The following is a 15,136-nucleotide window of genomic DNA, read 5'->3' on the forward strand; positions in this document are numbered from 1 at the left end:
AAAACATTGCTAACGTGTTATTTTTCATCATAGTCATCTGGGAATGGCTGCTCGAGGAACACCCCATCCATTCAATCGTTTAAATGAAAAAAACATTAATCTACTAGATTAATGTTTTGCAACCCAACTTATAATTTATAGTCTTCTTTTAATAGCCCGTACATATATAGGTCATCAAACTTCCCACAAGCATACTCGTATTTCCTCAACAGTCCTTCTCGAAGGAAACCTGCTTTTTCCACCATCTTTTGCGATGCGATATTGGGAGGTTCAATTAATGCTTGAATACGCTGGATATTCATGTGTTCAAATGCATAATGAATAATTGCCATGATCGCTTCACTTCCAATACCTTGCCCCCAATATTCCTTGCTTACTTCAAAACCGATGTCAGTTCGATAATGACTGGAAACCGTGTTCAAAAACCCACAGCTGCCGATGATTCGATCCGAATCTTTTAGGCTTATTCCCCATCTAATTCCTGTTTGTTCTTTAAAAATTGACTCATACCAAGAAATTTCAGCCAAGGCATCCTGTACCGATTGAAAAGGTTCCAATCCATAGTACTTCATAACCTCTGGATCGGATAAGTACGTATAAATACTGCTCGCGTCTGTCTCCGTAATTTTTCTAAGAATCAATCTCTCTGTTTTTAGTACTGGAAATACGATTTCTTGTCCCATTTCATCCCTCCTCCAATTCCCAATAATTCCAATTTTATGGCGAAGAAGGATATTTGTAAATGTACAATACATTGGTCAGGGCATAACTCTACACTAAAATAGACACATAGTTTCATATACTGTCTGTCATTTCTATAATAGGTCGATCCAAATTTTCATTGCAGTTCCAAGTATGAGGACTGCCAGGATGTTTTCTAGTACTTTCGCGTTAAGTTTTGTACTTAATTTCGCCCCCATCGGAGCTGCCATTAATCCGGCAATAATTATGATTACAGCAGGCAGGTACTCCACCTGTCCTGTCGATATTTTCCCTATCGAGCCTGCAACAGAGGAAATAAAAGTTATTGCCAAACTTGAAGCGATGGCCATTCTTGTCGGTATACGAAGAATCAATAGCATGATGGGGATAAGCAGGAATCCACCACCTGCCCCAACGATTCCCGAACCAAGTCCTACAAAGAATGCTAGGATGGCAGCAACAGGTTTATTAAATGTTACTTGCTCTATATGAGACTCATCGACTTCTTTTTTGGGGATGAACATCATAATCGCCGCAAGTAAAGCTAAAAATCCATAAACAACATTTACTTGAGTCTCGGTCAAATAACCCGACCCAAAGCTGCCCAATAATGACCCAATGAGTACAAAGCCACCCATGAGGATGATTAATGATTTATTTAAGTATCCACCATTACGGTATCCAAGTACGCCTGCAACCGATACAAACAATACATCCACTGCACTTATACCTGATACTTCATGGGCTGTAAACGTTTGAAATCCGAATACTGGCGGAATCATCAGAAGCAGAGGAAATTTAACAATCGCACCGCCAATTCCAAGCATCCCTGATAAAAATGATCCAATGAATCCTAATGTAAAAAGGAGTACCGCATAATAAAATTCCATGTTGTTTCCTTCTTTCGGGTAAATCTCGCAGCATACTCATCCTACTAGACAAGGGTGTATATTACAACATCCCTTTCATTAAACTTTATTAAAAAAAAGTTAATTCTTCTTCACCTTTCCTCTTCTGACAACAAAACATGCACAAAAAAAGACTGTTTTAAAAAATTGCTTTAAAACAGTCTTCCTCTTTTTATCAATTTTTCGCTATTACCGCCATCGTACAGCGTGAGATGCAAATCAATTTTCCCTCTTCATCTTCGATTTTTATATCCCACACCATCGTCTTTCGCCCTTTATGCAAAGGAGTTGCTATTGCTGTGACGATGCCATCTTGTTTACTGCGGATATGGTTTGCATTGATCTCAAGCCCCACGGGATTATACTTTGTCAGATCCACATTCAGCGCCGTGGCTATACTCGCCGCCGTCTCCGCTAATGCAACGGACGCCCCTCCGTGCAAAATACCTGCAGGTTGTCTTGTTTTTGCACCAACAGGCATCGTCATCACAACACGATCCAATGACAATTCCACATATTTAATCTCTAATGCCTCAATCAATGTATTACCGGCCCTCGATTGCATTTGTTCAATAAAAGCAGTCTCGTCCTTTGCACCAAATCGATCTAACACTTCTTGCGAAACAACCATTTTCTAGCCCCCTATAATTTAACTAGTATTCTCCCTCTTGCTTGACCTTTCAGAAGCGTGGGAAGGACTTCCGGCAGTTCTTTCAATGTCACTTCTTGTTGAATAACCTCTTCCAAATTGGCTGGTTTAAAGTCTGTTGCCAGACGCTCCCATACCTTCAAGCGTGTTTCCATATCACAGTATACTGAGTCAATGCCGAGCAAATTCACACCCCTAAGGATAAATGGAAAAACAGTAGTTGGCACACTTGTACCCGCTGTTAAACCACTTACGGCTACAGAACCTCCGTATTGAATTTGACTTAGCAGGGATGCAAGTGGTTCCCCTCCGACCGGATCAACCGCCGCTGCCCACTTCTGTTTACCTAATGCACGTATTTTCCCATCAAAAATCTCTTCTCGAGGAACTATAGTGGAGGCACCAATATTCTTTAAGTATTCCGATTCGGATTCTTTTCCGGTACTCGCTTCTACCTCGTATCCTAATTTCGAAAGTATGGAAACAGCAAAACTTCCGACTCCGCCTGTCGCACCCGCCACCAGCACTTTTCCCTTTTCGGGCTTTACACCGTTATCCTCTAGTCGCAAAACAGATAATGCTGCTGTAAAACCTGCAGTTCCAATTGTCATCGCTTCCTTTAAAGAAAGACCTTCAGGTAACGGAACAATCCATTGAGCAGGAATTCGCGCATATTCACTATATCCCCCGAAATGTGCTACACCGATTTCGTAGCTCGTTGCAATGACTTCATCGCCTTCTTTGAATCGTGGGTCAACCGACGCTACAACCACACCAGCCAGGTCAATTCCCGGTACAAAAGGGTAATTTTTCACGATATTGCCGTTTGGAATGGCGGCCAAGCTATCCTTATAATTTACACCCGAATATTGAACGCGAATTAACACTTCTCCCTCTGGTAAATCCTCTATTGTCAACTTTTGAATATCCACAGAAAATTGCTCTTCCTCTTTATTTACAACTAAGGCATCAAATGACTGCATTTAAAATACTCCCCTTCAATTATGACTGTATAATTATCTCTTAATATAAAATTTCCACAAAAAATATGTAAATCCTCTTATTATTTGCTTCCATTTCATTTGTTAAGTACCTCTGCGGGCTGTACCAGCTATCTCGAACCATCGATACAACCCATGTTTAAGACAAATAATTATACATTAATTTTAGCTAGAATTACATTGGCAGCTACTTCCGGTCCCCAGGTATTTAAATTCATCGATAATCTCAAGGCATATGCAAAATGATTCTGATCATACAAGTATGGGGCGATATCCGATCTTAAAAGCTAGCTCAACTATTCGGCAATCCCGGTTCATGAATAAATAATTGAATATTTCACTAAATATGTAAGTTTGATAGAATAAATTTTAAGTAAACATCAATATCCATTAAGTTAACACATTTCAAATTAATAGGAGTGGAGTACTTTGATTCACTTACGCGGACACCACTTGTTTTGCCTTTTAGGCTACCGTGGTATGGGCTATTCTCCTGAATATGTGAGAAATATGACCAAGATCCATCAAATGTTGAGAAACAACCCCAAGACATGGATCAAAATTGTTAATGGACCAGATCATTTATGCGATAAGTTTCCCCTGACAGAAGAGTACCATTGTGAAAACCCCAATATTTATGATAGAGATGCAGCGATTTTAGCAAAAATGAACCTTGAAATCGGACAGGTCCTAAAATGGGAGGAGATTGAATCCCGTATATCGACCCACATTGCTTCTTCGGATATTCAAGTCGTCTGTGAAACGTGCACTTGGCGTTCCCTTGGGGTCTGTGAAGAAGGGATAGACGAAATTCATCAAGGGAAGGGTTTAAGAGAAATTCACTAATCCCCCTTCCATTCTCTAAAAGTAGCTCAATAATCAATCGGCATCCTCGGTCGAATTTTGGAGGTGATCTATTCCTGGATCAACTCCTTTTTCGATATCCTTTCCCTCGCCTTGCTCTTAACATTTCCTTCCATACTCTATTAAATCCGAGAAAATTGATAGAATCCCCACTTTTGTTTATCCCTATTTATCTCAACACGGATATACCAAACTGTTGCCCTTGCACTTTTCAAAACCAATATATTCGCTCAAGCAACTCTTGTAATCTCGCATATCTTGTAATGAGTTACTAGATTGGAGGTGAATATGGTGAAGAAACTAGGGCAAGTATTTATCGCACTTCTTTTTGTCACTGTGCTCGCATTTACAAATAGTACTTATGCAATCGAACCCGAAAGTTCATCTGAATTTGAAGGGATAGACGTGAGTAGATATCAAGAGGAGATTGATTTTGATGCAGTGGCGAATGCCGGCATGGAAGCAGTGATCATCAAGTCCAGCGAAGGGGTTGACTATACGGATCCCAACTTTGAAGTCAATTATGAAGGCGCAAAGGCGGCAGGGTTGAAAGTTGGTTTTTATCACTTTTTAACTGCTACTACTGTGGAACAGGCTCGTGAAGAGGCAAACTTTTTCGCATCCATAATTAACGGCAAAGAAATCGACATTAAGCCGGTTATGGATTTTGAGGATTTGGAAGGCTTATCTGTTGAGGAGATTAATGCAATCGCTTTAGCTTTTGCCGATGAACTTGAAAGTCTAACCGGGCTTCCTGTGATGGTCTATAGTAATGCGAATAATGCCACAAATGTATTCAGTGAGTCGTTAACGACTTATTCTTTGTGGCTGGCACAATATGACGGGAGCGAACCTTCCGACGAAGTGATTTGGGATACTTGGGCAGGCTGGCAATACACGGACACAGGAACTGTTGAGGGAATTGAAGGGGACGTCGATTTAAATATATTCAATGACGGAATCTTCATAGAAAACATAGCAACAGAAGAAAGTCCTGTTAATCAACCTGAAGCGCAGCCAGAAAAATCTACTAACATGCCCGATTCGGTAGATACATCCTCTACGTATGTTGTAAAGTCCGGAGATACCCTTTATAGTATCGCGAAAAAGCATCAGACTACAGTGTCGGTCCTTCTAGCAAATAACGCGATAGACAATCCAGATTTAATCATGCCTGGGGAAAAACTAACAATCTCTGCTACATCTGCATATATCATCAAACCCGGAGATACACTCTGGTCAATTTCTAAGACATATGGAACAACTGTTGAGGCACTTGCTTCTGAAAACAACATCGAAAATCCAGATATAATCTATGCTGGAGATACGCTGAGTATTCCAGAATAGTTGATGAGGGGGTTAATCGGTTTGATTAACCCTGTGACTGTTGATAACGATCACACGATCAGATCGTTAGTTCCCTCATTTTTTAATGAAAAATAGCGCTTATCCTTGTTATTTGAGGATAAGCACCCGATTACTAAAAATTGTATCCAGTTTGAAGATGCTTTGCTAAATCTACTTCTTACGATTTGGTTATCAAGTGCAGTGGCATTGCTCTCCGAAACCGTTTAGGTAGTCCGATTTCAGAACAAATCGGTATAAACCGATTCGTCCTATTAACCCAATTGTCCCGGTATCTTACTTGTGGTATTAGTAGTGTTGTGGGAGATGGAAGCATCCTTATCAGAAGAGTCGTCACTTTGTGAATCACTGACATTTATTACTTCTTCTCCGGCTTCTTTCACTTTTCCACCGATACTCTTTAAATCAGAAGTGACTTCTTTGGCGCTTGAAATAATATCGCTTGAATCTTCCTTTACTTGAGTAACTGGTCCAAAAATGTTCTCGTTTACTTTTTCATAAAGGTTTTGAGCATCGTTGATTGCATCTTTAAGAACGGAAGAAGCACTTTTCAGTCGCTCTTGTAAGTCGTTTTTCACTTCCGTGGGATTATTTTTGACTTGGCTATACATATCCATTGTAGTTTCTTTCATGTTTTTAGTTGTGGATGTAATTTTGTTCCTCGTGTTTGAATCAAGCATTGCAATGGCCCCACCAATAACAGCCCCAATTACAACACCCTTTAAAAGCTTTCCATTATTTTCATTGACAGTTTCATTGTTATAAGTAGCTGTTTGCGTCATAAATCATTCCTCCTGTATGTTTTATGAATTTGTAACCTTACTCTTTAGGTGCCCCATATTTTTTTCATTAAACTTTTTAAGTAAATTCTTTTTACCAGCTGTTCAAAACATTCCCCGAAAAAAAAAAGCAAACAACTGTAGTTTTTCTTTTATCCCACACATTCGAATTGGTTTTTTTACTGACAAGTACTGTCAAAACACCTTTTTGTAAGTCAACAGAACCACTCCACTCAAACTTCCTAGTAATGTGCTTTTTCACTAGATGGTAAGAATCCCCCTTTCAAGGTATTCTCCTTATTCTTTCGAGGAATTATAAATTTATCAGAAATTGATTTTGGTTAAATATCATTGGGTATATTCGGTAAATTTATAACACTGAGGCATTCCATTTTTTTGCACCCTAATTATAGATCGGATTGTATAAATAACCTCACCACAGGGTAGCCTTTTTAAAGGAAAATCAGGAGGTGCGGATTGCATGTTCGAAAAGAAATTAGCACTTCATGAAACGATGGAGTTTCATGAAGTCATCAACTTTATGACCACTAGTATACTTAAATCGAAGCTTAGCCAAGGTGTAGTCTTTGATGATGATTTAAGAGCATTGTTGGACAAAAATGTGAAATTATCAACCCCGGCTTTAACAGCTATGGTCAAGCTTTATTCTAAATCGGAATTAGAATATTAGGAGGATACTTTTATGGAAGACTACCTAGATCCCATTAACTCGGTTGGAATGCCTGAACTTACCGATTCCGGAGTGGCACTGGAATTTTTGCTGACTACGAAAACAGGTATTCGCAATCTTTCAATTGCCTTAACCGAAACAGCTTCCCCTGCCCTTCAAAAAATCATGAAAACCCAGCTGGATGTGATGATCGAACTCTATTTCGAAGTTTCAGAACTGATGTTAAAAAAGGACTGGCTTAAACCCTATGATTTAGAAGCTCAAAAAGAATTGGATATCAAATCAGCGGAAAACGCAATCAGTATCGCCCAGCTGGATTTATTTCCAAAAAGTATGAACCGAAAAGGGATGTTCCCTACCCCGCCTAAAAACTAAAATGGAAATGAGGGATTTTTTTAATGAAAGCTGTTACTTTCCAAGGCATTAAAAATGTAGAGGTTAAAGAGGTTAAAGAACCTAAAATAAAAAAAGACGATGATATCATTATTCGTTTAACGACTACTGCCATTTGCGGATCTGATTTGCACCTGCTTCATGGAATGATTCCGAATCTTGGACAGGATTATGTCATTGGCCATGAACCGATGGGCATTGTGGAAGAAGTCGGCAAGGGTGTAACGAAGGTAAAGAAAGGTGACCGGGTTGTCATTCCTTTTAATGTTGCATGCGGGGAATGCTGGTATTGCAATCATGATTTGGAAAGCCAATGCGACAATGCAAATGACAATGGCGAAATGGGTGCCTACTTCGGATATTCCGACACAACCGGAGGATTCCCTGGAGGACAAGCAGAGTATATGCGTGTTCCTTATGGCAATTTTCTCCCTTTCAAAATCCCAGAGAAATCCGAGGTTCCAGATGAAAGCTTGGTTCTCCTTGCCGACGCAGCCACCACTGCTTTTTGGAGTGTAGAAAATTCAGGTCTCAAAAAAGGAGATACTGTTGTTATTCTCGGTTGCGGACCTGTCGGGCTATTAGCGCAAAAATATGCATGGTTGAAAGGTGCAGAAAGAGTCATCGCAGTAGACTACATCGGGTATCGACTTAAACATGCTAAGAAGACAAATAACGTTGAAATCGTCAATTTTGAGGACCATGAAAATTGTGGTGAATATTTGAAGGAGATTACCAAAGGAGGAGCAGACGTTGTCATCGATTGTGTCGGAATGAGCGGGAAAATGACGCCTCTGGAATTTCTTGCAAGCGGCGTTAAACTGCAGAGTGGTGCCATGGGAGCTATTGTCACAGCCAGCCAAGCGGTTCGAAAAGGCGGGACCATCCAAATTACCGGAGTTTACGGTGGTCGGTACAATGCCTTCCCACTCGGTGATATTTTCCAGCGCAACGTAGCAATACGTACAGGACAAGCCCCGGTTGTCCACATCATGCCCCATGTCTATAACCTCATTGCCGATGGAAAAGTGAATGTTGGTGACATCATTACACATGTCCTCCCACTTGAAAAGGCAAAACACGGTTATGAAATCTTCGATACAAAACAAGACGGCTGCATCAAGGTGCTCTTAAAACCATAAATCGTCTGCCCCCTTGTCTGCCAAGCGTTTTCAAGACAGTCTGGGTAGTTTTTTATTGAAGGAAATAGCCTAAAAAACGTGTAGACAAAGTCGAAGATCGACTTTGTCTACACTCTGAAGGTACTTTTTTCAAAAGTATCTTTTCTACTGAGTCTGCCTATCGATATTGAGACAGGATTTCCTCCTGTACCAAGGATAAAATTTTATACGCACCTCTCGAACCATTTGAACAAACTACAATCTGCACATCTTGCTCAGGATAAAACGAAGCATGGAAATTCACTCCCGGATCATATCCCATTAACATGTACTGTAGAACTTGACCGACTTTTTCTATCCAAATGCCGTAGCCGTATGACAGGCCGTCCTTTTCTGTTTCATGAATTGTTAATAATTGTTCCGTAGTCTCTCTGCCCATTAGAGAATGACTCGTCAAAGCCTTCCAAAATTTCAGCATATCCGGGGCTGTTACAAAAGCTCCCCCATCAGAACCCCCTTTTACAGGAACAGAGTAAAGATTCGTTTTCCAACTGCCATCCTCAAAATCGATATAACCTGTTGCAGTCATGGATGGAAGCCGATCCAGTTCAAAATAGCCTGAATCCTCCATCCCCGCTCGCTTAAAAATATGTTCCATCACGTACTCATCAAAACTCTGTCCACTTAGTTCTTCGACAAGCAATCCCAATAAAATATATCCTGTATTATTATAAGAAAATCGTTCTCCTGCTTGATATTTCATTTTGCTATTTTGGAAAAGTGGAAGGAAATCTTTCAAACTTCGTATATGATACATCGGCACATTTATCCATAGCTCTTCAAAATCATCCATGACTTCTTCATCGAAATAATCGGGTACGCCCGAAGTATGCGTCAATAAATGATGAACCGTAATATCCGGATCAAAATGGGGGAAATCTATCGATATGAAATTTTTTAATTTTGAGTCGAACTTCAATTTCCCCTGTTCAACCAGCTGGCCAATTGCTGTAGAAGTGAAAATTTTACACCCAGAGGCTATTCCAAATTTTGTATTTAGCTGATTTCTTATCTTATCACCACGATTTGCATAGCCGTAGTTTCCATTAAAAATCTCATTGCCCCCTTGTGCAACTATAACCGTTCCCGAAAACTGAATCTCATTTTGCAATGACTCTATCTTTTCTTGTAAATTGCCCATTTCAACTCCTCCTATTACTATTGAATCTACTTATTCTTTACTAGTGCACAATTTTACACATAAAACAAAAATGTTTTTTCAGAAATATATGTAAATTCCATTATACTAAATAACACCATTTGCAACACTTATATCTGTTCCTGCCAATAATATTGCATTGAGCAAACAGTCTAAAAACTATAAGATAAATGTAAGTTAATGCTTTGAACGGTTATTAACTTAGCCTCTCACCTATTTTTTGGTGATCAATATGAGTATTTTGCCTCAATCAATTATGATTGGGGATTTTTTTATCTCTATTACTACACTCCTTAGGCAAAAAAACTGCTCAAATTAGAAACAACTGCTATCAATATAAATTTGTCTTTCCGAAAATATAATAAAACACTACTTTTACGGTAATACTCCACATAAATAAGTTAATAACAAAAACATTAAAGAAGATGAGTGAGTATATTGAAAACCGATGAAAAAGTTTATGATGTCACAATTATTGGTGGCGGTCCAGTAGGGTTGTTTACTGCTTTTTATGCTGGAATGCGCAATCTGTCTGTCAAAATTATTGAAAGTCTCCCCCAGCTCGGTGGTCGCCTATCAGTTATTTATCCTGAAAAATTCATCTATGATGTTGCTGGTTTTCCAAAGGTTCGGGCAAAAGAATTGATTGATAATCTTGAAGCGCAATTGGAAATATTTGAGCAAACATTCGTAATGGAGCAAACCATTCAAAGTTATGAGAAATTAGATGATGGTGTATTCAAATTAACTACCGATAAGGAAAACCATCTAACTAAAACCATCATCATCGCAGCAGGACTAGGCGCGTTCCAGCCAAGAAAATTGTCTATTGAAAATGCCGCACTCTTTGAAGGGAAGTCACTTCATTATTTTATCGATGATATGAGCTTGTTCAAGGATAAAAGAGTCATTGTCCTAGGCGGTGGTGATTCTGCCGTTGACTGGGCTTTAATGTTAGAGCCTATTGCCAAAAACGTAACCATTATCCACAGAAGAGATAGGTTCACTGCTCACGAACATAGCGTCGAACAACTAAAAAAATCGACTGTGCAAATTAAAACCCCCCTTGTTCCTACAGAAATCGATGGTACGGAAGGGAAAATACAAAAAATGACCTTTAAAAATGCCGAATCCGGGGAGTCTGAAACATTGGAAGCGGATGAACTTATCGTAAACTATGGGTTTACTTCCTCCTTGGGTGCATTAAATAATTGGGGTTTAGACATGAGTAAAATCTCAATTCATGTCAATTCTAAGATGGAAACCAATATTGAAGGCATTTATGCTGTGGGGGATGTTTGCGACTATGAAGGGAAAGTAAAGCTAATTGCCACAGGCTTTGGTGAAGCCACTATAGCCATCAATGCTGCAAAACATTATATCGACCCCTCGACACGGGGACATGTCCCACACAGTTCGGATATGTTCAATTGAAAATAAGGAACAAATAAAGGACTGCCCAAAGATGCTCGGGCAGCTCCTCTTTATTTCATTGGATCTTCGGTTTCACTTTTGGTAACATCATTGTTCTCTTTCTTTTCCAAGCCTTTGTCAAAGTCCTGTGAAAATTCGGTTTGCGCTATTCTAGGAGAATAGGTATAACCCTTATTTTTTTCTGGTTTTTGGACAGTTTCCATAACATGATCCCTGAAATATCGATGATAGAACATCTCACCAACTCCGATAAAAAGGGATGATAAAAAGGCGGCAGCAAACATTGACGTATTTTCGCCATAAGCCCATGTTCCTAATCCCCAAATTACAAAAAAGGCAAGGAACAAGTCACTAGCTGCCGCTATCAGGTTGCCAACTTTGGGTAAGAGGAATACGTCGCCAACAAATGCTACAATGGTTAAGAGCGCCCCTATAAGAAGTATGTTTCCAAATGAAACTCCGTAAAATAATCCCAATACAATCCATAAGACGGCAATCGTCATGGCAAGTTTAATAAAAAAGGCTTTTGTATACTGCATTTGTCAACCTCCTTTCTTTATCTCCTATCGTATAGACTTTCCCGAACTTAAGCCTCCATACGTTCAAGAAATAAAGAATGGGTGGAAAAACAAAACAGTTATACTAATAGTTATATTATTGACGTTTAACTACTGCTCACCTGCATATTCACTTCTTCAAATGGTTGAACGATCACAAACCCGTCGCCCTCAAATCTCATCTGTATGGATTCCCCACTACCTCTCCCTACAAAGGTTTTCAGTGAAATGTCCGTCTGAAATTCGGGCTGAAGGTTACCGGACCATGCCACCGTTGCATTCGGGTCAGTTATCACAGGGTTGCCTGGTGTAACACGCAACGTAAGCGGCTCGTAGTGGGATGTAATGGCAATCATCCCTGTTCCTTCACATCTTACATTAAATAATCCACCTGCCATCATCCCTGCAACTTTTTTCATCAGCTTGATATTGTGTTTGATGGAAGTCTCGAATGCCAATAAATCATTGCCATTTACATGAATGGCTTCGTTTTGTAAATTCAATATGATAATTTTCTTGCCGCTGTCCGCCAAATATAATTTCCCTTTTCCGTTTGCCTTCATGAGGGTTGCACCTTCACCGGTAAAAGCCTTTTTGAACATATGGCCGATGCCGTTTTCCAAAAGCCCTTCACGTTCAAACTTGATCTTCCCACTATAAGAAATCATTGCACCTGATTTAGCCCACACAAGACCATCAAGATTCACTTCCAGAATACGGGGTGTCTCCAGCTCGAAAAACCCTTCTCCCTTATCAACTTGCTCTGTATTTTTTATAAATTCTTCAATTGAATATCTGTTTACCATTTTATCGCCTCCATTATTTTACATATACGTAATGACTTTCAATTTGGTTTCGTAATGTACCATCTGTTCCTTATTTTTTTGTCACAAGTGGATTTTATTATAAAGCCTCAGATAATATTCCGATTTTAAATCTGCCTATCTTTATCGCAAGAATTCTTCTATTTAAAGTACAATAATCCCAATAGCAATCATGCGCGTGACTTAGCATAAACAAGTACCATATTTTTTTTCATTTAGAGTTAGATTTTTTTGAGAATAAATTCTTAAACTGTTCGTTGTACATTATGAAAAAGCTTTTTCAATACCATAAGGAGCGAAGTGAATGAAATGTTCATCAACAAACTTTATTCCCCGATTAAAGAAACAGAAAGAAGACGCACTAGATTATATTATCGATGCCTATTTGCCGCTGGTAAAAACAATTGCAACAAAAATTTTGTACAAGATGAAAAGCGGTGATATTGATGAGTGCGTAAATGACGTCTTCTTGAGTGTTTGGCAAAATGCCCAGCAATTTAATGGGGATGCGCAGGATTTTAAAAAATGGATCGGCATGATTACAAAATACAAAGCCATCGATCATTATCGACAGGTCGAAAAACAAATGAAAAATGAACGATCCGATGCACCACTCGAGGAAAAAGCAAGTTCCTCGCAAACAGATCAGACGGTTCTGAAACGTGAAGAAAAAACGGAATTACTATTTGCAATCAGCCAGTTAGAGGACATCGACCGTGATATTTTTATGATGAAGTATTATCTGGAGCTCTCCAATTCCGAAATCGCCAACAACCTCGGATTAACAAAAGCTGCTGTTGATAACCGTCTTTATCGAGGAAAGAAAATTTTAGCCACTAACGTGAAACTAAAGGAGCGATTTGTATGACAAAAAAGGAATGGCTCGACTTGGATATTGATCAACTTGAGTTAATGGACGTAACAGAAATCGAGAAAGCCCGCGTTAAACAGCACATATTAAAAAAACGAAAAAAACGCCCTATGTGGCGCAATATTGCCGCTGCATCCGCAATTTTCATCGGTGCTGCTGGTGCAACAGGATTTGCCTTTCCTTCACTTGCATCTCAACTTCCATTTATGGACAATGTCATCCAATTTTTCAATGACGAAGAACATCGCTATACGAATTTTGAAGAGTTTTCCTCAGATATCAATCTTTCGCAGACAAGCAACGGCATTACACTCATGATTGATAACGCAGTGTATGACGGTACAAATATAACGGTGTCTTATGCAATTGAAACAGAACATGATTTTGGGGAGGAGTTGATGATTCCTCATTCGTTTGATGTGGTTGATGCATTTGGAAGTGGCGGGAGCGAACAAATTACGAAGATCAGTGATAATCGTTATGTTGGCTTAGCTTCATTCACCCCACACTTCGAGAATAATGAATATCCAGAAACAGTTGAAATTACTTGGTCTCCTAAATCCTTTACCAGTATATCCAATGGATTGGAGGTAGCAGGTGATTGGTCCTTTGACTTCTCCTTAAATCGCCTGGAGGGAGAGCTACAACTCGTAAATAGAATAGTTCAACAAGAAGGGGTTAGCTTTACTCTCGAATCGATTGAATTTACGGATGTATCAACCGTAATCTCCTATGAGCAAGTTGTGACTGAAGAACTGCTTGCAAAATGGCAAAGTGTTACACCCGTCTTCCGAATTACGGATAACTTAGGGAATGTATATGTAGATGAAACAAGTGGTGGCGGCTTCTCCAATGACAACGGCCAAACCTTCAATGGAACAACCGATTTTGGAACAATCCATCAAGATGCCAGCCAACTCATCATCCAACCCGTCGAAATTGCAAGTCAACAATCCGGCGAGGGACATATTGAAATTGAACTTGAGCCGATTGTAATTGATTTAAAGAAATAAAAAATTCAAAAACTCTGTGGAAGTTGAATGACTTTTGACTTCCACCGATTGATTTTCATCCAACATTTTCTACTAATGACATACTCCCCAAAAAATTATTACTACTCATTTTTCAGCAATGAATAGACATAAGTATCATGTGAGGTACCATTTTGATACATATAATCCCGTAAAACTCCCTCTTTTTTAAAACCAAGCTTTATTAGTAAATGGTTGGATGCTTCATTTTCCATAAATACAACTGCGCCGATACGCTTTAGATCTAGTTCATCAAAGCCATATGAAAGAACTTTCAATAGTGCCTCGGAAGTATACCCACTTCTCCAAAAGTCTGGGTGGATTTCATAACCGATTTCCGCCCTCTTATGTTTGGGGGACCAAGCATTAAACCCAATTGTCCCAATGATTCCTTTTTCCCCCTTTATCTCAATGCCCCATCTAATACCTCTTTTTGCTTCGTAGTTTTTTAAGAAGAAATCAACAAACTTTTCTGCTTGTTCTATATGAATCAACGGTTCCTCCCCATAATAACGAGTAACATTTTCATTTGAGAAACAAGCAAAAATTCTTTTGGTATCTTTTTTGGTGATTTCCCGCAAAATTAGTCTTTCTGTCTCTAGAACTGGAAACATCGAACTTCCCCCTTTTCATTCTTTTAAATTTCTTTTTAGAGTGGTGAAAGTCCTCCAATTAGAGATGATGATGTTGTTGCGTCTATTTCTTTGCATTTACTAGTATTTTTAAA

17 protein-coding genes are annotated in these 15,136 nt (G+C 39.2%); 8 read left to right on the forward strand and 9 right to left on the reverse strand.

All coding sequences use genetic code 11. From position 1 onward, the window contains the following. Positions 1-128 precede the first annotated feature (128 nt). The 4 genes from CD33_RS03870 to CD33_RS03885 all read right to left on the reverse strand — a co-directional run bounded on the left by CD33_RS03870 (position 129) and on the right by CD33_RS03885 (position 3,242). On the reverse strand, positions 129-683 hold the full coding sequence (locus tag CD33_RS03870; RefSeq protein WP_036198436.1) for a GNAT family N-acetyltransferase: 555 nt from the start codon (positions 681-683) through the stop codon (positions 129-131). Between the two features lie 132 nt (positions 684-815). Next, a complete protein-coding gene (locus CD33_RS03875; protein ID WP_036198437.1) occupies positions 816-1,592 on the reverse strand; it encodes a sulfite exporter TauE/SafE family protein in 777 nt (258 codons plus the stop codon). A gap of 193 nt (positions 1,593-1,785) precedes the next feature. Continuing rightward, entirely contained in the window at positions 1,786-2,175 is a 390-nt protein-coding gene (locus CD33_RS03880) for a hotdog fold thioesterase (RefSeq protein WP_036198480.1), read from the reverse strand. A 77-nt stretch (positions 2,176-2,252) separates the two neighbouring features. Continuing rightward, positions 2,253-3,242, reverse strand: coding sequence for an NADPH:quinone oxidoreductase family protein (locus CD33_RS03885; protein WP_036198438.1), 990 nt, complete (start codon positions 3,240-3,242; stop codon positions 2,253-2,255). 447 nt (positions 3,243-3,689) lie between these two features. Between CD33_RS03885 and CD33_RS03890 the strand changes: the two genes are divergently transcribed. Together CD33_RS03890 and CD33_RS03895 are read left to right on the forward strand one after the other, a co-directional pair. Next, on the forward strand, positions 3,690-4,106 hold the full coding sequence (locus tag CD33_RS03890; RefSeq protein WP_036198439.1) for a DUF1284 domain-containing protein: 417 nt from the start codon (positions 3,690-3,692) through the stop codon (positions 4,104-4,106). Between the two features lie 306 nt (positions 4,107-4,412). Continuing rightward, a complete protein-coding gene (locus CD33_RS03895; protein WP_036198440.1) occupies positions 4,413-5,471 on the forward strand; it encodes a GH25 family lysozyme in 1,059 nt (352 codons plus the stop codon). A 272-nt stretch (positions 5,472-5,743) separates the two neighbouring features. On the opposite strand, the gene CD33_RS03900 is transcribed toward CD33_RS03895, so the two are convergent. Beyond that, positions 5,744-6,271: a YtxH domain-containing protein gene (locus CD33_RS03900; RefSeq protein ID WP_036198441.1), complete on the reverse strand. Its 528-nt coding sequence runs from the start codon at positions 6,269-6,271 to the stop codon at positions 5,744-5,746. Positions 6,272-6,749: 478 nt separating this feature from the next. On the opposite strand from CD33_RS03900, the gene CD33_RS03905 reads away from it, so the two are divergent. From CD33_RS03905 to CD33_RS03915, 3 genes are read left to right on the forward strand one after another with little or no spacing between them, the layout of a single operon-like run. Next, entirely contained in the window at positions 6,750-6,959 is a 210-nt protein-coding gene (locus CD33_RS03905; protein WP_036198442.1) for a hypothetical protein, read from the forward strand. A gap of 12 nt (positions 6,960-6,971) precedes the next feature. Further along, a complete protein-coding gene (locus CD33_RS03910) occupies positions 6,972-7,334 on the forward strand; it encodes a spore coat protein (RefSeq protein WP_036198443.1) in 363 nt (120 codons plus the stop codon). Positions 7,335-7,357: 23 nt separating this feature from the next. Further along, complete coding sequence (locus CD33_RS03915) at positions 7,358-8,494, forward strand: zinc-dependent alcohol dehydrogenase (RefSeq protein WP_036198444.1); 1,137 nt, start codon at positions 7,358-7,360, stop codon at positions 8,492-8,494. Positions 8,495-8,651: 157 nt separating this feature from the next. Here the strand turns inward: CD33_RS03915 and CD33_RS03920 are convergent, their stop codons facing one another. Further along, a complete protein-coding gene (locus CD33_RS03920) occupies positions 8,652-9,674 on the reverse strand; it encodes a serine hydrolase domain-containing protein (protein WP_036198445.1) in 1,023 nt (340 codons plus the stop codon). A gap of 456 nt (positions 9,675-10,130) precedes the next feature. Here CD33_RS03920 and CD33_RS03925 point away from each other — a divergent pair, with 456 nt between their 5' ends. Further along, the gene (locus CD33_RS03925; protein ID WP_036198446.1) at positions 10,131-11,126 is read left to right on the forward strand and encodes an NAD(P)/FAD-dependent oxidoreductase; all 996 of its coding nucleotides are present in this window, start codon (positions 10,131-10,133) and stop codon (positions 11,124-11,126) included. Positions 11,127-11,176: 50 nt separating this feature from the next. Here CD33_RS03925 and CD33_RS03930 read toward each other — a convergent pair whose 3' ends face one another. Both CD33_RS03930 and CD33_RS03935 read right to left on the reverse strand, forming a co-directional pair. Then, the gene (locus CD33_RS03930) at positions 11,177-11,665 is read right to left on the reverse strand and encodes a YndM family protein (RefSeq protein WP_052129977.1); all 489 of its coding nucleotides are present in this window, start codon (positions 11,663-11,665) and stop codon (positions 11,177-11,179) included. Positions 11,666-11,790: 125 nt separating this feature from the next. Continuing rightward, positions 11,791-12,489, reverse strand: a complete 699-nt coding sequence (locus CD33_RS03935) for an AIM24 family protein (RefSeq protein WP_036198447.1) — start codon at positions 12,487-12,489, stop codon at positions 11,791-11,793. Between the two features lie 322 nt (positions 12,490-12,811). Here CD33_RS03935 and CD33_RS03940 point away from each other — a divergent pair, with 322 nt between their 5' ends. Together CD33_RS03940 and CD33_RS03945 are read left to right on the forward strand one after the other, a co-directional pair. Further along, positions 12,812-13,375 (forward strand): sigma-70 family RNA polymerase sigma factor, encoded by a 564-nt coding sequence (locus CD33_RS03940; protein WP_036198448.1) that lies wholly within the window; start codon positions 12,812-12,814, stop codon positions 13,373-13,375. Continuing rightward, positions 13,372-14,391, forward strand: a complete 1,020-nt coding sequence (locus tag CD33_RS03945) for a DUF4179 domain-containing protein (RefSeq protein WP_036198449.1) — start codon at positions 13,372-13,374, stop codon at positions 14,389-14,391. The genes CD33_RS03940 and CD33_RS03945 overlap by 4 nt, the downstream gene beginning before the upstream one ends. Positions 14,392-14,492: 101 nt before the next feature. Here the strand turns inward: CD33_RS03945 and CD33_RS03950 are convergent, their stop codons facing one another. Further along, on the reverse strand, positions 14,493-15,023 hold the full coding sequence (locus CD33_RS03950; RefSeq protein WP_036198450.1) for a GNAT family N-acetyltransferase: 531 nt from the start codon (positions 15,021-15,023) through the stop codon (positions 14,493-14,495). Between the last annotated feature and the right edge of the window lie 113 nt (positions 15,024-15,136).

The sequence above is a fragment of the Ureibacillus sinduriensis BLB-1 = JCM 15800 genome, from assembly GCF_000772955.1.
GTDB classification, from domain to species: Bacteria; Bacillota; Bacilli; order Bacillales_A; family Planococcaceae; genus Ureibacillus; species Ureibacillus sinduriensis.